Origin of the sequence: Azospirillum sp. TSH20 (assembly GCF_003115935.1) — a bacterium.
In the GTDB taxonomy this organism is placed as follows: domain Bacteria; phylum Pseudomonadota; class Alphaproteobacteria; order Azospirillales; family Azospirillaceae; genus Azospirillum.
Map to the genome: position 1 here is coordinate 29643 of NZ_LGQU01000076.1, position 16812 is coordinate 46454.

The window sequence follows — 16812 nt, forward strand, 5'->3', positions numbered from 1 at the left end:
GCTCGGTCTCCAGAGCCGGTCAGCGGCGGTTGTAGCGGTTGGCCAGACGCTCCAGCCACTGGCTGTAGCGCGACATGCTGAAGCAGAAGATCCAGAACATCAGCCCGGCGAAGACATAGACCTCGGCGAAGTAGGGGCGCCATTCGGGGTCGGTCGTCGCCACGGTGGCGGCGGTCAGCAGGTCGTACAGGCCGACGATGGTGACCAGCGAGGTGTCCTTGAAGGCGCTGATGAACTGGTTGACGATGGGCGGGATGACGATGCGCAGCGCCTGCGGCAGGACGATCAGAACCGTCTTCTGCCAGTAGGACAGGCCCAGCGCGTCGGCGGCCTCGTACTGGCCCTTGGGGATCGCCTGCAGGCCGCCGCGCACGGCCTCGGCCAGATAGGCGGCGGTGAACAGCGTCATGCCGGCCAGTGCGCGCAGCAGCTTGTCCACCGTGACGCCTTCCGGCAGGAACAGCGGGAACATCACCGACGCCATGAACAGGACGCTGACCAGCGGCACGCCGCGCATCGTCTCGATGAAGCCGACGCAGAAGGTGCGGATCGCCGGCAGCGACGACTGGCGGCCCAGCGCCAGCAGGATCGACAGCGGGAAGGCGATGGCGATGGAGAAGACCGACAGCATCAGCGTGATCGGCAGACCGCCCCAGCGGTCGTTCGGCACATAGCTGAGACCGGCGACGCCGCCCCACATCAGCACGCCCATGCCGAGCAGGGTCAGCGCCCAGGCGCCGGCCAGCCAGGGCCGCCAGAAGGCGCGCACGCCGCTGGCGCCCAGCATCGCCACGAACAGCGCGCAGGCCAGGAAGGGACGCCACTGCTCGTCATAGGGATAGGTGCCGAAGAAGATCAGCCGGTGCTTGACCACGATCACCGACCAGCAGGCGCCGGCCGCCTCGCGGCAGGCCTCCGACGAACCGGACCAGCTGGCGTTCAGCAGCAGCCAGTTCGCCATCGGCGGCACCACCAGCCACAGCAGGCCGAGGCAGGCGAGGGTCAGGACGGTGTTCAGCGGCGTGTTGAACAGATTGTCCTTGGCCCAGCCGAAGGGCTTCAGCGCCGTCATGCCGTTGGCCTGCGGCGGGGCGGAGGCCTGGGTCGGCTCCTCCTCGTAGGAGGCGGCCCAGCGGGCGGGGGCGACGGGACCGGTGGGAATGGGGGCCTGATCGGCCGGGGAGTGATTGCTCATCGGGTCCCTCATCGCGTCACTAGGGCCACGCGGCGGTTGTACCAGTTCATGAAGCCGGAGATCGCAAGGCTGATGATGAGATAGACGAGCATCATCATCGCCACCGCCTCCACCACCTGTCCGGTCTGGTTGGCCGAGGTGTTGGAAACGCTGACCAGATCCGGATAGCCGATGGCGACGGCCAGCGAGCTGTTCTTGGTCAGGTTCAGATACTGGCTGGTCAGCGGCGGCACGATGACGCGCAGCGCCTGCGGCAGGATGACGAGGCGCAGGATCTTGCCCGGCGACAGGCCCAGCGCCAAGCCGGCCTCGGTCTGGCCATGGGGCACGGCGAGGATGCCGGAGCGCACGATCTCGGCGATGAAGCCGGCGGTGTAGACCGACAGCCCGATCAGCAGCGCGGTGAATTCCGGGGTGACCGACCCGCCGCCCTCGAAGTTGAAGCCGGAGAGCACCGGCACGTCGAAGGCCAGCGGCGCGCCGGTGGCGAGGAACACCAGCGCCGGCGGCAGCAGCACCGCGGCGATGGCGGCCGGCAGGGTGGGGAAGGGCTTGCCGGTGGTCTCGCGGTGGCGGCGGCCGTAGCGGACGATGGCGACGGCGGCGGCGATGCCCGCGATCAGCGCCAGCAGGGCCCAGCCATGGCCGGCATGCTCCACCAGCACCGGGAACTTCATGCCGCGGTTGCTCAGGAAGATGCCCGGCACCACCTCCAGCGCCTCGCGCGGGCTGGGGAGCCGGTTCATGATGGTGTACCAGACCACCAGCTGCAGCAGCAGCGGCACATTGCGGATCGTCTCGACATACAGGGTGGCGAAGCGGTTCACCATCCAGTTGGAGGACAGCCGCGCGATGCCGATCAGCACGCCCAGCACGGTCGCCAGCACCACGCCCGCGGCCGACACCGCCAGCGTGTTCAGCAGGCCGACGACCAGCGCCTTCAGATAGGTGTCGGACGCGGAATAGGACAGCAGGCTCTCGCCGATCTCGAAGCCGGCCTCGCGGTGCAGGAAGCCGAAGCCGGTGGCGACGCCGCGGGTGGCGAGGTTGGTCAGCGTGTTGGAAACGAGATACCAGGCGACGGCGAGGGCGCAGGCCAGGAACAATGCCTGATACAGCCACCCCCGCACGCGCGCGGAATTCAGCGCCTGGACCGGGTTTGTCATGGTGTTGCTCCGTGCGGGGGAGTGAGGCAGGCGGACACTTGCCCCCACCCCGACCCTCCCCCGCTTCGCAGGGGAGGGATAGGGTGGGGGCAATACGCGGCCTTACTTCATCGGCGGGGCGTACATCAGGCCGCCTTCGGTGTAGAGGGCGTTCTGGCCGCGCGGCATCTTCAGCTTGGAGCCGGCGCCGACGTTGCGCTCGAAGCTCTGGGCGTAGTTGCCGACCTGCTTGATGATGTTGAAGGCCCAGTTCTCCTCGACGCCCAGCGCCTTGCCGTTGCCGGCGGTGACGCCCAGCAGGCGCTTCACGTCCGGATCGGGGGAGGTCATGGCGGCGTCGACGGTCTCCGACGTCAGGCCCTTCTCCTCGGCCTGGACCATGGCGTAGAAGGACCAGATGACCAGGTTCATCCACTCCTCGTCGCCCTGGCGGACGGCCGGGGACAGCGGCTCCTTCGAGATCAGCTCGGGCAGGATGACGTAGTCGTTGGGGTTCTGCACTTCGGCGGCGCGGATGGCGGCCAGCTGCGAGGCGTCGGAGGTCAGGGCGTCGCAACGGCCGGCGAAGAAGGCCTTGTTCAGCTCCTCGTTCTTCTCGATGACGACCGGCTTGAAGGTCATCTTGTTGGCGCGGAAGTAATCCGACACGTTCTGTTCGGTGGTGGTGCCGGGCAGGACGCAGACGGTGGCGCCGTTCAGCTGCTTGGCGCTCTTCAGGCCCAGCTTGGCCGACACCATGAAGCCCTGGCCGTCGAAATAGTTGGTCGGGCCGAAGTTGAGGCCGTTGGCGGTGTCGCGGGTCAGGGTGCGGGTGGTGTTGCGGGCGAGGATGTCGATCTCGCCCGACTGCAGCGCCGGCAGGCGCTGCTGCGCCGACAGCGGGGTGTACTTCACCTTTTCGGCATCGCCGAACATCGCGGCGGCGACGGCGCGGCACATGTCGACGTCAAGGCCCGACCACTTGCCCTTGTCGTCGGGTGAGGAGAAGCCGTACAGGCCCAGGTTGACGCCGCACTGGACATAGCCCTTCTGCTTCACGCCGTCGAAGGTGGCGCCGGCCTGGGCCGTACCGGAGAGGGCAAGGGCGGAGACGGACAGGGTGGCCGCGATGGCGAGCGCGCTCAGACGGGTCTTCACGGGGCGGGGCTCCTTCAGCCTTATTCGTTTCGAGGGCGCCGGGGCAGGGGAGGTCCCGGCCGCCGCGCAAGGTCACAATCGCTCCGTGGATTGAACAAAGTGCCCGCCCGGCATGAACGGATGTGGCGGAATTGTGAACAGCTTTGGACAAATCGGCCGACTGACCTGCGAACCCCGCGGCCGGGCCTCGCCCTTAGATGGTCACGCCTTCGGCCCGATATTTCACGTGCGCAGGTTGCCCGCCGGCCCTACAAGCGATGAGTGCCGGTGATATGGCAGTGCAGGGAATTGGGGGAAGTGACGTCGATGGGGTCCGATCGGCCGGTCTGGCAATTGTTCGCGCGCTTCTCGCTGCTGTCGCGCGGCCCGGTGGCCCGCTATGGCATGGCCTTGCTGACCTTCGCCACCGCCCTGCTGCTGCGCCAGCTGGTCGACAACACCCTGCCGTCCGGCTTTCCCTATCTCACCTTCTTCCCGGCGGTGATCCTGACCACCTTCATGGCCGGGCTGGGGCCGGGGGTGGTGACGGCGGTGCTGTCGGGGCTGGCCGCCTGGTATTTCTTCATCCCGCCCTTCGACAGTTTCGGGCTGGATGGATCGGTCGGGCTGGCGCTGGCCTTCTATGCGGTGGTGGTTGCGGTGGACATCGCGCTGATCCACGGCATGCAGATGACGCTGGCCCGCCTGCAGGAGGAGCGCGGCCGCACCGCCTCCCTGCTGGAGGCGCAGACCACCATGTTCCACGAGCTGCAGCACCGCGTCGCCAACAACATGCAGTTCGTCTCCGCCCTGTTGGATTTGCAGCGGCGGACCGTCGGCCATACGCCGGAAGGGGCGCTGGCGGCGCTGGAGGAGGCGGGGCGGCGGCTGCACACCATGGCGCAGGTGCACCGGCGCCTGCACGACCCGCGCTCCGGCGACGATTTCGGCAGCCAGGTCGAGGGGCTGTGCCGCGACATGCTGAAGGCGGCCGGCGTCCCCGGCATCGACTGCCGCGTGACGGTGCAGGCCGCGCCCAAGTCGCCTGAACGGCTGCTGGCGCTGGCCATGCTGATCGTGGAGGCGCTGACCAACAGCCTGAAACACGCCTTCGCCGAGGATGGCGGCACCGTGACCATCGACCTGCGCGCGGTGCCGGGCCAGCCGGACCAACTGCATCTGCTGGTGATGGACGACGGCATCGGCCTGCCGGACGGCTTCGACGTGCAGCGCCTGCCCAGCCTGGGCTGGAAGATCATCCAAAGCCTCGCCGCCCAGCTGTCCGGCGAGTTGAGCTATGGCGCGACCGGCGGCAGCGGCACGCGGATCGAGTTGCGCTTTCCGGCCTGACCGCCATGCTTGCCCCGACATCCATGGTGGCTTTTCCATCGCCAGACGGCGAACTATCTGTGATCCTGCCGGTTGCTGCGGGGACCGGCAGGGGACGGGCCGACGACAGCAGGAGGGGGACTTATGGCGACGCTGAAGGAATTCGAGGACGCGCTGAAGGCGGCGGGCAACACGGCCGCGCTGGAGATCCTTGAGTCCCTGAGGGCGCGCGACCGCTCCCAGCGCTCCGTCCGTCCGGCCCGGCGCCTGACCGGGCGCAAGATGACGCCGGAGCTGGCCGCCGAGATCCTGCACCTGCACGAGACCACAAACATGACCCAGCAGGAGATCGCCTTCCAGCTGGGCGTGAACCAGGGCCGGGTGAACGAGGTCATCAAGCGCCGCAAATGGCTGACCGACAACCCCGAGGCTCCGGAGGCGCAGGCCCGCGACAAGGCCAAGCAGCGCGCCAAGGAAGGCGTCGGCGTCGCGCCGCGCCGGCCGGCCCGGAAGAAGAAGGAAAAGGTGGAGGCGGCGCCCGAAGCCGCACAGCCGGTGGAGCCGGTGGCCGAGGTGGTGGCCGAATCGGTGACGGCGCCGGAACCGGTCGTGGCGGAACCCGTCGCTCAGGAACCGGCCGCGCAGGCGGCGCCGGAACCGCCGATGGCCGCACCGGAATTGCCGGTGGAGCAGCCCGAAGCAGCAGCCCAAGCGCCGGCCGAACCGGCAGCCGAACTGCCACCCGACGTGGCGAAGGAAAAGGCGAAGGGGAAGGCGCGCAAGCGGGGCAAGGACAAGGAACCGCCGGCGCAGCTGCTGTTCAAGGATCTGCTGTAGGCAGCCCGCAGCCTATAGCCCCCACCCTATAGCCCCCACCCTATAGCCCGATGAAGGGCTGCATCAGCCGGCCCATCAGGCCGGTGAAGCGCAGCGGCGCGTCCGTCGCGATCAGGCAGATGCAGTCGCGGTGGCTGTCGGCGATGGGCTGGTGGTTGGTGTCGCCATCGACCTCCGCCAGATCGCCGGGGCCGTAGCGGCCGAGTTCGTCGGCGAAATGGCCGCTCAGCACCACGGTCAGCTCCAGCCCGCCATGGCCGTGATGGGGCAGGGCGGTGCCGGGGGCGATGCGCAGAAGCTGGGCCGCGCCGCCCGACGACGTGCGCGGCAGCAACTCCACCCGCCGCACGCCGGGAGCCAGCCGTTGCCAGGACAGTGTCTCCAGGGAGGGCACATAGGAGCGCAGCGGACCCGGAAGGGACGCGGCGGCCGGGCCGGCGGGGCGGCTGCATCGCGGCCGTATCCGCATGGCCTTGCAGGGGTTGCCCGGCGCCTCCTCCCGCTCCAGGCGGTCGAGGGTGGCGGCCAGGGACAGGCTTTCCAGCGGGGCCGGCGGCAGATCCTCCAGCAGGGCGCCGCCCAGCGCCTCCACCTCCGCCAGGGTGGCGCGGCAGTCCGGGCAATGGGCGAGGTGGACGGCGACGGCCAGCGACAGCCCTTCTCCCAGGCTGCCCGCGCCATAGGCCACCAGCAGGGCGTCGCTGGGGTGGTGATTCGGCAGGAAAAGCTGGCGGGCGGCGGGTTGTCGGGCGGTCATCGGTCGTCGTCTCCCAGCGCCTTGCGGATCTTGGCCATGGCCAGACGCAGGCGCGATTTCACGGTGCCCAAGGGAACGTCCAGCCGTTCGGCGATGGCCGGGTGGGCGAGGTCGGCGAAGAAGGACAGCTGCACCACCTCCGCCTGTTCCGGCGTCAGCGAGGCCAGCGCGCCGCGCAGGCGGCGGGCGCGGCGGTCGCCGTCCAGCACCTCGTCGGCGCGGGGGCGGTCGTCCTCATGCTCCAGCAGCTCGTCGTCCGACACCTCCGGATGGCGTTCGCGGCGCAGCATGTCGATGCGCAGGTTGCGGGCGATGGTGAAGACCCAGGTCGCCGCCTCCGCCTTCGCCGGGTCGTAGAGCGAGGCCTTGCGCCACACCGACAGCATGGTGTCCTGCGCCAGATCCTCCGCCCGCTGCGCCGGCATCCCCAGCTTCAGCATGTAGGCCTTCACCCGCGGGGCGAAGTGGGCGAACAGCCGGGCGAAGGCCGCCCGGTCGCCCGCCGCCACCGCGACCAGATCGGCCGACTGGTCCGCCGCCAGCCTTGCGGCGGCCGGATCGGCCACCGCCGGTTTGGCCGACACGCGGGCGCCCTGTCCGATCCTTTTGGGATCCGGCGTCCGGTCGGCTCCGGCGGCATGCGTCAGAAGGGAGGCCAATTGGGCGATCATGGCCAGGATACGCCGCAGCCTGTGCTTCGGATCACCGCCGATCCCGTCTTTTCGGGGCTGGCGGTAAAGCGTGGGCGTGGCGATGATCCAATGACGATTTGTGACCGTATCCCGATCACAAGCCGGACCTACCCATTTCGGGTTAGGCTCCGGGTCGACGCACCGCCAGCCCCCCGACAAGATCCGGCCCCGACAAGATCCCCAAGGACCGCCCCCATGCCGCTTTCTCCGCCCGACCACACCTCGCCGGCTCCGCTCGACATCGCGGTGGTCGGCTCCGGCATCGCCGGGCTGTCGGCGGCCTGGCTGCTGTCGAAGGCGCACCGCGTCACCCTCTATGAGAAGGAGGACCGGCCGGGCGGCCATGCCAACACGGTGGAGGCTGACGGCGCCGGCCCGGTCGATACCGGCTTCATCGTCTACAACGAGCCCTGCTATCCCAATCTGGTCGCCCTGTTCGACCATCTGGGCGTGCCGACGCGGGCGACGGACATGAGCTTTTCCGCCTCGCTGGACGGCGGGCGGGTGGAGTATGCCGGCACGCCCGCCGCCCTGTTCGCGCAGAAACGCAACCTGCTGCGCCCACGCTTCTGGCGGATGATCGCCGACATTCTGCGCTTCTACCGCGAAGCGCCGGGCCTTCTGGCAGAGTTGCAGCAAGGCCCGGCTGCGGAGACGCTGACGTTGGGCGACGTGCTGGACCGCGGCGGTTATTCCGACGCCTTCATCCGCGACCATCTGCTGCCGATGGCCGCCGCCATCTGGTCCAGCCCGGCGGAGTCGATGCGCGGCCATCCCGCCGCCGCCTTCATCCGCTTCTGCGACAACCATGGCCTGCTGAAGCTCAAGGGCCGGCCGGTCTGGCGCACGGTGGAGGGCGGCAGCCGCAGCTATGTCGGCCGCATCCTGGCCGACATGCCCGACGCCCTGCGTCTGAACTGCGCGGTGGAGGGCATCGTCCGCGAGGAGGGCCGCGTCCTGCTGCGCGACCGGCGCGGCGAGGTGCGCGCCCACGACCATGTCGTGATCGCCACCCATGCCGATCAGGCGCTGGCCCTGCTGGAGGATGCCGGCGGTGAGGAGCGCCGGCTGCTGGGCGCCTTCGGCTATGAGCGCAACCTCGCCATCCTGCACAGCGACCCCGCCCTGATGCCTAAGCGCCGCGCGGTGTGGTCGAGCTGGAATTATCTGGCCGAGCGGGGAGACGGCGGCCAAGATGGAGGTCAGGACGCCCTGTGCGTCACCTATTGGATGAACCGGCTGCAGGGCTTTCTGCCGCGCGAGCGCGACCTGTTCGTCACGCTGAACCCCATCCGCCCGCCGCGCGAGGGCAGCATCCTGCGCAGCGTGCTCTACGACCACCCGATCTTCGGGATGGAGGCGCTGGCGGCGCAACGGCAGCTGTGGAGCCTGCAGGGCCGGCGGCGGACCTGGTTCGCCGGGTCCTATTTCGGCGCCGGCTTCCACGAGGACGGGGCGCAGGCCGGGCTGGCGGTGGCGGAGGCGCTGGGCGGCGTGCGCCGGCCCTGGACGGTGCCGAACCCGTCGGGCCGCATCCATGTGGGACCGGTGCCGGCAATCCGTGGCGCAGAGCTGGAGACCGCGTGATGGAGGCGCCCCGCTTCGCCTCCGGCCTCTATGTCGGCACGGTGATGCACCACCGGGTGAAGCCGGTGCGGCACCGCCTGTCCTACCGGGTGTTCAGCCTGCTGGCCGATCTGGACGAGCTTCCCCGGCTGGACCGCGAACTGCGGCTGTTCGCCCACAACCGCTTCGGGCTGATCGGGTTCCGAGACCGCGATTTCGGGCCGTTGGGTGGTGTGGAGCCTCTCCCCACCGAGAATGGATCCCCTCTCCCCCCCGGGGAGAGGGTTAGGGTGAGGGGGACGCATAGCGAGGATCTTCAAGAGTCGCGCACTCCCCGCTTCCACGGAATCCTCCCCATGCATCCCCCTCACCCCGACCCTCTCCCCGGGGGGGAGAGGGAGAGTTGGGGGCTCAAGGCTTGGGCCGAAGACCAGCTTGCCGCCGCCGGGATCGAAGGGGGCGGGCCGATCCGCCTGCTGTGTTTCCCGCGGGTGCTGGGCTTCGTCTTCAATCCGCTCTGCGTCTGGTTCTGCCACCGCCGGGACGGGACGCTCGCCGCCATCATCCATGAGGTGTCCAACACCTTCGGTCAGCGCCACGCCTATCTGATCCCGGCGGCGCCCGGACCGGACGGGCTGGTGCGCCAGAGTTGCGACAAGCGCTTCTACGTCTCGCCCTTCATGGACATGGAGACCGCCTATCACTTCCGCATCCGCCCGCCCATGGGCGATGCGGGGGAGTCGATGGCGGTGTCCATCCGCCAGACCGACGCCGGGGGGCCGGTGCTGCACGCGTCGCTGACATTGAGGCGGGTGGAGCTGACCGACGGCGCCATCCTGCGCGCCTGGGCCCGCCACCCGCTGATGACCGCCAAGGTGGTCGCCGGCATCCATTGGGAGGCGCTGCACCTGTGGCGCAAGGGGCTGGCGATCCGCCCACGCCCGCCGGCCCCGGCGCAGCCGGTGACCGTCGTGAAAGATATCGTCGTTGCTGACCGTTTCCGAGAAGGCCATTCATGACCGACATCGCTACCGACATCGCTGCGACCGCGCCTCGACGTCAACCCCGGTGGCTGCGGCTGGTGACCGGACGCGACCTGTGGACCGGCGCCCTGGTGAGGATGGCCGGCGGCATCCGCCGGGGCGAGCTGAGCTTGCGCCTGCCCGACGGGCGGACGATGTGCGTCGGCGATCCGGCCGAGGGGCCGCGGGCCGACCTGACGCTGCTCGACGATGCCGCGGCGCGGCGGCTGATGCTGGGCGGCGCGGTCGGTATGGCCGAGGCCTATGGCGACGGGCTGTGGCGCAGCGGCGATTTGCCGGCGCTGATCGAACTGGCGATCCGCAACGAGGCTGCGATCGGTGGCGGGGCCAAAAAAGGAGGTTTCAGGGGCACGGTCGCGGCGGCGGCGGCCAACCGCCTGTTCCACCGCAGCCGCGCCAACTCCCGCCGCGGCAGCCGCCGCAACATCGCCTTCCACTATGACCTGGGCAACGACTTCTACCGGCTGTGGCTCGATCCCGGCATGACCTATTCCTCCGCCCTGTACGAGCGGGAGGTCCAGAGCCTGGAGGACGCGCAGGAGGTCAAGATCGCCCGCGTCGCCGAGCTGCTGCAACTCCGGCCCGGCGACCGGGTGCTGGAGATCGGCTGCGGCTGGGGCGGGATGGCCGAACATCTGGCCGGCCGCCGCGGCGCCTCGGTGGTCGGGCTGACCCTGTCGGCGGAGCAGCTGGCCTTCGCCCGTGCGCGGCTGGAGCGGGCCGGGCTGGCGGGCCAAGTCGATCTGCGGCTGATGGACTATCGCGACGCCGGCGGAAGCTTCGACCGCATCGTCTCCATCGAGATGATCGAGGCGGTGGGGGAGGAGCATTGGCCGCGCTATTTCGCCGCCCTGCGCGACCGCTTGGTTCCCGGCGGGGCGGCGGTGGTGCAGGCGATCACCATCGACGACGCCCGCTTCCCGCGCTACCGCCGCGGCTGCGACTTCATCCAGCGCCACATCTTCCCTGGCGGCATGCTGCCCTGCCCGTCGGCCCTGCATGCCGAGGCGGAGCGGGCCGGGCTGGTGGTGGAGCATGTGGAGACGTTCGGCGACTCCTATGCCCGGACCTGCGCGGAGTGGCGGCGGCGCTTCCTGGAGGCTGGGCCGCAGGTGGCGGTGATGGGCTTCGACGACCGGTTCCGCCGGCTGTGGGACTATTACCTCGCCTATTGCGAGGCCGGGTTCCGCGCCGGGACCATCGATGTCGGGCTCTGGCGCTTTCGCAAGCCGTAAGCGGAGGGCCACTCGCGATGAAGATCGGGGATTTCGCCGGCAACACGCCCGAATTGCGGATCGAGCGCTATTTTGCCGGGCGCACCCATGCCTGGGGCGTGTTCGAGGACCGGTTCGGCACGTTGCGCCGCAGCTTCACCGTCGCCATCGACGGGCAGTGGGACGGGCGGGAGCTGGTGCTGGACGAACGCTTCGTCTATGCCGACGACGAGACCGACCGCCGGGTCTGGCGCATCGTCAGAACTGCCGAGGGATCCTATGAGGGGCGGGCCGACGACGTGATCGGCACGGCGGTGGGGCGGTCGGCCGGCAACGCGCTGAACTGGACCTATGAGATGGCGCTGAAGGTCGGCGGCGACCGCTGGCGCGTGCGGTTCGACGACTGGATGTGGCTGCAGCCGGGCGATGCGCTGATCAACCGCGCCAACGTCTATCGCTGGGGCCTGTGGATCGGCACGGTCAGCCTGTTCTTCCTGCCCGAAGGCCGGCTGGTCCAGCCCGGCGCCGTCAATCCGGCGGAGCAGCGCCCAGCCGCCGCCGAATGAGGCGGAGCGGGGCGCCCAGCAGCGGCAGGCGCAGATAGACATGCTCGCCGGAATCCCAATGGTCGATGTGTTCGGCGACCCGGCCGTCGGGGGCTTGCCGCACCTCGCTGGTGCCGATCACATCCATCCGGCCGATGCCGGTCACCGTCGCCTGGAACCGCCAGCGCAGGATCGCCAGATCGGGTGCGAACAGCCGATGGGTGACGGTGAAGCGCAGATCGCGGCAGCCATTCAGCGTGTGGAGCAGCGCCGCCCGCACCGCGTCCCGACCATGGGCGTCGTTGAAGGGGTCGCGAAAGCGCACCTCCGGCACGGTCAGCGCCGGCAGCCGGTCGAGCGCTTCGACGCTGAGCGTCTCGAAGAAATCGACCCAGGCGTCCAGCCCGTGCCGTCGGGGATCATCCGTCATGTTCCGGTCGCCTTGCGCACCAGCGGGAAGTAAAGCCGATAGGGCAGGCAGCGCGCCAGCTTCAGCTTGCGGGTGAAGCGCTTGGGGAAGGTGATTTCGAAGCCGTCGCCCTCCATCTCGTCGGCCAGCTGGCGGGCGGCGTCCTCCACCGGCATCAGGTCCGGCATGGGGAAGGGGTTGCGGGCGGTCAGCGGCGTGTCGATGAAGCCGGGGCAGACCAGCTGCAGCCTGATCCCGGCGCGGTCGCAGTCGGGCTTCAGCGATTCGCACAGGTTGATCAGCGCCGCCTTGGTAGGGCCATAGGCCGCCGCCGTCGGCAGGCCGCGGTACCCGGCGACGGAGGCGACCACCGCCACCTGTCCGCGCCCGCGCGCCCGCATCCGCGGCAGCAGAGCCTCCAGCCCATGGACCACGCCCATATAGTTGACCTCCATCAGCCGGCGGGCGGTGTCGGCGGAGAAATCCTCCAGCGACATCGGGATGTGGGTGCCGGCGTTCAGCACCGCCCGGTCGATGGGACCGAACCAGCGTTCGATGGCGGCGACGGTGGCGGTGGTGGCGACGCGGTCGGTGACGTCCAGCGCGAACAGGCGCATGCGATCCGGGCTGTGCTGCACTGTTGACGTCAGATCCTCGACCGAGCGGGCGGAGAGCGCCACCCGCGCCCCGCCGTCGGCGAGATGGATCGCCAGCGCCCGGCCGATGCCGCTGCTGGCGCCGGTGATCCAGGTGATGCCGGGCGGCTTGCCGTTCGACCCGCTCTCCGCCTCACCGCCAATCCCATCCATGACGCGCTCCGCACACTATACCCACGGCGATACGCGGCCGGAGTTCCGACGGATCACCAGATGCGGCGGGCCAACTGGTCGCCACGCTCCGACAGGTCGCGCATCAGGGCGCGGGCCTCGTCCTCGCCGGTCCAGCGGGCGACGGACGCGATGCCGTTGGGACTGTCCGGGGCGCCGTCGCGGCCACCCTCCGCGTCATCCGGCAGGCCGAACACCTGTCCCGCCCGCGCCTCCACCACGGCGAAGCGGCCGTCGCAGGCCACCAGCCGGAAACTGCCCTTTTCCTCCACAACCGAAACCTGGGTCATCGGCTCTCTCCTTGGCGCTGTCTCGACGGCCCGTTCAACCGGCGGGAGCGACGGAAGGTTGCAGGGCGTCGAGATTCCCGACGACAGCGGGGCCAAATGATGGTAGTGAGACTTATTCGCACTTGGCCGCGATGGCGGTTGCGGCGCCCGAGACTGTTCGCAGGGCCAGCGAAACCACGGACTTAGGGCGGCGAATTCCCACAAAAATGCAAGTTTCCCCGGCGGCAGCGGTCGATTTTCAGTGCGAGTGAGACTCATTCGCATTATAACCGCGTCGGGGTATCCGCTCCGGAGCATAGCGCCGGAGTGCCGTCGGGATTTTTGGTTTTTGATTTTTGCAGCGCGCGTGCCGGACACGCGCCGAGGGGGAGTTGGACCGCCATGCCGACATCGTTTCGCCACCGTCCTGCGCTGGCCGCCGCACTTGCCGGTGCCGGGACTTTGATGGCCGGCACCATCGCCCATGCACAGGAGGCCGCCGTTCCGGACGCGGCTGCCGCGGCTCTCGCCTCGCTGCCGCACGACCTGTCGCCCTGGGGCATGTTCGTCACCGCCAGCCCGGTGGTGCAGGCGGTGATGGTGGGGCTGGCGCTCGCCTCGCTCGTCACCTGGACCATCGCCATCGCCAAGACGGTGGAGCTGTCGTCGGCCAGGCGCAAGGCGCGCTCGGCATTGGCGATGCTGGAGGAGTCACGCTCGCTGTCGCAGGCGGCGGAGCGGGTCGGCTTCAGCCAGGGCACCGCCGCGGCGCTGGTCCGCGCCGTGGTCGCCGAGACCCACCTGTCGGCCGATGCGCCGTCGCGCGACGGGCTGATGGACCGCGCCGCCTCGCGGCTGGAGCGGATCGAGTCGGCGGCCGGCCGGCGCATGGCGCGCGGCACCGGCATCCTCGCCACCATCGGCTCGACCGGCCCCTTCATCGGCCTGTTCGGCACGGTGTGGGGCATCATGACCAGCTTCATCGGCATCTCGAAGGCGCAGACCACCAACCTCGCCGTGGTGGCGCCGGGCATTGCCGAGGCGCTGCTGGCCACCGCCATCGGCCTCGTCGCCGCCATCCCGGCGGTGGTGGTCTACAACGCCTGCAGCCGCGCCATCGGCGGCCACAAGGCGCAGCTGACCGACGCGTCGGCGGCGGTGCTGCGCCTGCTGAGCCGCGACATCGACCGCCATGCGCTGCCGCGTCCCCACAGCAATTCCCGCGCGGCGGAGTGACGGCGATGGGTGCGCGCCTCGGCTCCAGCGGCAGCGACGACGATCTGACCGAAACCCATGAGATCAACGTCACGCCCTTCATCGACGTCGTCCTCGTCCTGCTGATCATCTTCATGGTCGCGGCCCCGCTGGCGACGGTGGATGTGCCGGTCGACCTGCCGGCCTCCACCGCCACGCCGACGCCGCGGCCGGACAAGCCGCTGTTCCTGACCATCCAGGCCGACAAGACGCTGTCGCTGGGCGAGACCACGACGACCAGAGAGGCCCTGGGCGCGGCGCTGGACGCCGCCACCCATGGCGACAAGACCCAGCGCGTCTTCCTGCGCGCCGACAAGACCGTCGATTACGGCGCCCTGACCGAGGTGATGAACAGCCTGCGCGCCGCCGGTTACCTGAAGATCGGCCTCGTCGGGCTGGAAGCGGCGCCGGCGCCATGAGTGCGGCCTTCGACCAGGAAGCAGTGGGGGGATGGTCCGCCGACGGGGCGGAGCGTCCGGCGCGCGGGGCTTTCCGCTGGGGCGGCAGCCTGATGCTGGCCTTGGGCGTCCATGCTGCGGCCGGCGTGGCGATGGTCGCCTGGCATGTGCCGATCACGCCGTCGGAAGCCGATCCGCCGGCCGTGCTGCTGGAACTGGCGCCGCTGCCGGTGGCGCCGCCGGAGCCGACGCCGGCCATCGACATTCCCCTGCCGGAACCGATGCCGGAGCCGGTGATCGAACCCGAACCGCCGCCGGAGCCCGAACCGGTGGTCGAGGAACCGCCGCCACCGGAACCGCCCCCCGTGGTCGAGCCGGAAGTGGTGTTGCCAAAGCCGCCGCCTGAACCGCCGAAGCCGAAACCCAAACCGGAAAAGCCCAAACTGGAGAAGCCGAAGCCGCCCCGGCCGGTGGCCCAGCCGGTGCAGCCGGCCCCTGTGGCCGCTCCGCCGGCGCCTGCTCCGGCTCCCGCACCGGCGGCACCGGCCCCGTCGGCCGCGCCCAGCCGGGCGGTGCCGAGCTGGCAGGGACGGCTGCTGAGCCATCTGGAACGGCACAAGCGCTATCCGCGCGCCGCCCAGGCCCGCCGGCAGGAAGGGGTCGCCCAGGTCCGCTTCACCATCGACCGCGACGGGAATGTGCTGTCGGTCCGGCTCGACCGCAGTTCCGGCGTGCCGTCGCTGGACGAGGAGACGGTGGAGATGGTCCGCCGCGCCTCCCCCCTGCCGGCCCCGCCGGAGGAGATGGCGAAGGACCGCATCGAACTGGTGGTCCCGGTCCAGTTCTTCATCCGCTGACTCTGCGGCGCCCCTCAGTCCAGCGTCGGTTCCGCCCGCTGGCCGACGCGGCGCTGGGAATCGACGGCGGCGCGCAGGCGGTCACGGGCCGCGCCCCTGCTGGAGCCGGCATTGGAGCCGGTGGTGGCCGCCGGGCGCAGGCCATTCAGGGCGGCCAGGAAATTGGTGCCGGCCCGGCCTTTCTGTTCACGGCCCTTCGGTTCGGAGACACGCCAGGCGGGCAGCGCCGGAATCTCCTGCGTGACCTCCTCCCGGTCGATGGCGCTGTCCTGCGTCGCGGCGGCCTTCGCCTGGGCACGGGTCTGCTGCGCTTCCACCCGCGCGCGGGCGACGATGCGTTCGCGCAGGTCCACATCCAGCGTGCGGAACACGCGCGACGCCTCGGTCAGCTCGCGTTCCCGGCCGCTGTCCAGGGTGCGTTTCAGCGCGTTCGCCAGCAGGCGGCATTCCAGGACGCCGGGCACCCGCTCGCGCTCCACCGCGCGGGCGAGGACGCCGACGGCTTCAAGGGTTTCGCGGTCGAGGGTGCCCTGAGGCATGGTGCGGCCTGATCCGAAAGGGGTAGGGTCGACACTATCGGCGGGCAAGCGTCCGTATTCAAGCCGCTTGTTAACCTTTTGTGCGACGCACCCGGATCAGCGCCCTGCGGTGACCTCCGGCCGGTCCTGCTCCACCGCGCCGCGGCGCTGCAGCCATTCGGCGACCATCCAGCACAGCGCCGCCCAGGCGGCGCCGACGCTCCAGCCCGCCAGAACGTCGGTCGGCCAGTGGACGCCGAGATAGACGCGGCTCGCCCCGATGATGAGGGTCAGCACCATCGCCCAGCTCAGCAGATAGGCCTTGGTCCGCCGGCCCTCGACGAACTGGGTCAGCAGGGCGCCCAGCGTCAGGTAGACGACGGCCGATTGCATGGCGTGGCCGCTGGGGAAGCTGGCGGAGATCACCTGATCGCCGTGCGGCACCAGATCGGGCCGGGCGCGGTCGAACAGCATCTTCAGCACGGTGCTGAGCGCCCCGCCGCCGCCGACCGCCACCAGCACCAGCAGGGCCGCCGCCCGCTTGTGCAGAAGCAGCAGGAAGCCCAGCGTGGCGGCGGTCAGGATGGCGAGAATGGTGGTGCTGCCGAGCGAGGTGATGTCGCGCGCCATCCGGGCCAGCCACCAGGGGCCGCCGGGCAGGTCTGGGTTCAACGGATCGCGGAGCGCCAGCAGGATGTGCTTGTCGAAGGCGGTGGTCTCGCCCTCCATCACCTCGCCGGCCAGCTCGACGAACCCGAACAGCAGGCCGGCGATGGCCGAGAGGCTGACGAGCATGCCCAACTGGTGCCGGCTCAGCTTC

Annotated in this window: 19 protein-coding genes; 9 read left to right on the forward strand and 10 right to left on the reverse strand. The window is 70.0% G+C overall.

The genetic code is table 11. The annotated features are described in order from the left end of the window. Positions 1-19: 19 nt before the first annotated feature. The 3 genes from TSH20_RS20660 to TSH20_RS20670 form a co-directional block, all read right to left on the reverse strand. Positions 20-1207: an amino acid ABC transporter permease gene (locus TSH20_RS20660; protein WP_109076464.1), complete on the reverse strand. Its 1188-nt coding sequence runs from the start codon at positions 1205-1207 to the stop codon at positions 20-22. Next, complete coding sequence (locus tag TSH20_RS20665; RefSeq protein WP_109076465.1) at positions 1204-2361, reverse strand: amino acid ABC transporter permease; 1158 nt, start codon at positions 2359-2361, stop codon at positions 1204-1206. The genes TSH20_RS20660 and TSH20_RS20665 overlap by 4 nt, the downstream gene beginning before the upstream one ends. A gap of 102 nt (positions 2362-2463) precedes the next feature. Continuing rightward, a complete protein-coding gene (locus TSH20_RS20670; protein ID WP_109076466.1) occupies positions 2464-3498 on the reverse strand; it encodes an amino acid ABC transporter substrate-binding protein in 1035 nt (344 codons plus the stop codon). Between the two features lie 306 nt (positions 3499-3804). On the opposite strand from TSH20_RS20670, the gene TSH20_RS20675 reads away from it, so the two are divergent. Together TSH20_RS20675 and TSH20_RS20680 are read left to right on the forward strand one after the other, a co-directional pair. Beyond that, a complete protein-coding gene (locus tag TSH20_RS20675; protein WP_109076467.1) occupies positions 3805-4827 on the forward strand; it encodes a DUF4118 domain-containing protein in 1023 nt (340 codons plus the stop codon). Between the two features lie 123 nt (positions 4828-4950). Next, positions 4951-5643, forward strand: coding sequence for a hypothetical protein (locus tag TSH20_RS20680; protein ID WP_109076468.1), 693 nt, complete (start codon positions 4951-4953; stop codon positions 5641-5643). Between the two features lie 40 nt (positions 5644-5683). On the opposite strand, the gene TSH20_RS20685 is transcribed toward TSH20_RS20680, so the two are convergent. Continuing rightward, complete coding sequence (locus TSH20_RS20685; protein WP_109076469.1) at positions 5684-6400, reverse strand: ChrR family anti-sigma-E factor; 717 nt, start codon at positions 6398-6400, stop codon at positions 5684-5686. Continuing rightward, a complete protein-coding gene (locus TSH20_RS20690) occupies positions 6397-7071 on the reverse strand; it encodes a sigma-70 family RNA polymerase sigma factor (RefSeq protein ID WP_109076470.1) in 675 nt (224 codons plus the stop codon). The genes TSH20_RS20685 and TSH20_RS20690 overlap by 4 nt, the downstream gene beginning before the upstream one ends. A 216-nt stretch (positions 7072-7287) precedes the next feature. On the opposite strand from TSH20_RS20690, the gene TSH20_RS20695 reads away from it, so the two are divergent. The 4 genes from TSH20_RS20695 to TSH20_RS20710 are packed head-to-tail and all read left to right on the forward strand — an operon-like array spanning position 7288 to position 11481. After that, positions 7288-8679 carry an FAD-dependent oxidoreductase gene (locus TSH20_RS20695; protein ID WP_109076471.1) on the forward strand — a complete coding sequence of 464 codons (1392 nt, stop codon included), beginning with the start codon at positions 7288-7290 and terminating at the stop codon, positions 8677-8679. Next, positions 8679-9677, forward strand: coding sequence for a DUF1365 domain-containing protein (locus tag TSH20_RS20700; protein WP_109076472.1), 999 nt, complete (start codon positions 8679-8681; stop codon positions 9675-9677). The genes TSH20_RS20695 and TSH20_RS20700 overlap by 1 nt, the downstream gene beginning before the upstream one ends. Continuing rightward, positions 9674-10936 carry a cyclopropane-fatty-acyl-phospholipid synthase family protein gene (locus tag TSH20_RS20705; protein WP_109076473.1) on the forward strand — a complete coding sequence of 421 codons (1263 nt, stop codon included), beginning with the start codon at positions 9674-9676 and terminating at the stop codon, positions 10934-10936. Before TSH20_RS20700 ends, TSH20_RS20705 begins: the two co-directional genes overlap by 4 nt. Before the next feature lie 17 nt (positions 10937-10953). Then, on the forward strand, positions 10954-11481 hold the full coding sequence (locus TSH20_RS20710; RefSeq protein ID WP_109076474.1) for a DUF3833 domain-containing protein: 528 nt from the start codon (positions 10954-10956) through the stop codon (positions 11479-11481). Here TSH20_RS20710 and TSH20_RS20715 read toward each other — a convergent pair. From TSH20_RS20715 to TSH20_RS20725, 3 genes are read right to left on the reverse strand one after another with little or no spacing between them, the layout of a single operon-like run. Continuing rightward, positions 11444-11890 carry a nuclear transport factor 2 family protein gene (locus TSH20_RS20715; RefSeq protein WP_109076475.1) on the reverse strand — a complete coding sequence of 149 codons (447 nt, stop codon included), beginning with the start codon at positions 11888-11890 and terminating at the stop codon, positions 11444-11446. The genes TSH20_RS20710 and TSH20_RS20715 overlap by 38 nt on opposite strands. Then, positions 11887-12678 carry an SDR family NAD(P)-dependent oxidoreductase gene (locus tag TSH20_RS20720; protein WP_109076476.1) on the reverse strand — a complete coding sequence of 264 codons (792 nt, stop codon included), beginning with the start codon at positions 12676-12678 and terminating at the stop codon, positions 11887-11889. Before TSH20_RS20720 ends, TSH20_RS20715 begins: the two co-directional genes overlap by 4 nt. 53 nt (positions 12679-12731) lie before the next feature. Then, positions 12732-12986, reverse strand: a complete 255-nt coding sequence (locus TSH20_RS20725) for a hypothetical protein (protein WP_109076477.1) — start codon at positions 12984-12986, stop codon at positions 12732-12734. Positions 12987-13367: 381 nt separating this feature from the next. On the opposite strand from TSH20_RS20725, the gene exbB reads away from it, so the two are divergent. From exbB to TSH20_RS20740, 3 genes are read left to right on the forward strand one after another with little or no spacing between them, the layout of a single operon-like run. Next, positions 13368-14201, forward strand: coding sequence for a tonB-system energizer ExbB (gene exbB / locus TSH20_RS20730; RefSeq protein ID WP_247871561.1), 834 nt, complete (start codon positions 13368-13370; stop codon positions 14199-14201). A gap of 5 nt (positions 14202-14206) precedes the next feature. Beyond that, the gene (gene exbD, locus TSH20_RS20735; protein WP_109076478.1) at positions 14207-14638 is read left to right on the forward strand and encodes a TonB system transport protein ExbD; all 432 of its coding nucleotides are present in this window, start codon (positions 14207-14209) and stop codon (positions 14636-14638) included. Beyond that, positions 14635-15474 (forward strand): energy transducer TonB, encoded by an 840-nt coding sequence (locus TSH20_RS20740; RefSeq protein WP_109076479.1) that lies wholly within the window; start codon positions 14635-14637, stop codon positions 15472-15474. The genes exbD and TSH20_RS20740 overlap by 4 nt, the downstream gene beginning before the upstream one ends. 14 nt (positions 15475-15488) lie before the next feature. On the opposite strand, the gene TSH20_RS20745 is transcribed toward TSH20_RS20740, so the two are convergent. Then, positions 15489-16013, reverse strand: coding sequence for a hypothetical protein (locus TSH20_RS20745; RefSeq protein ID WP_109076480.1), 525 nt, complete (start codon positions 16011-16013; stop codon positions 15489-15491). 96 nt (positions 16014-16109) lie between these two features. Then, the gene (locus TSH20_RS20750; protein WP_109076481.1) at positions 16110-16787 is read right to left on the reverse strand and encodes a phosphatase PAP2 family protein; all 678 of its coding nucleotides are present in this window, start codon (positions 16785-16787) and stop codon (positions 16110-16112) included. Between the last annotated feature and the right edge of the window lie 25 nt (positions 16788-16812).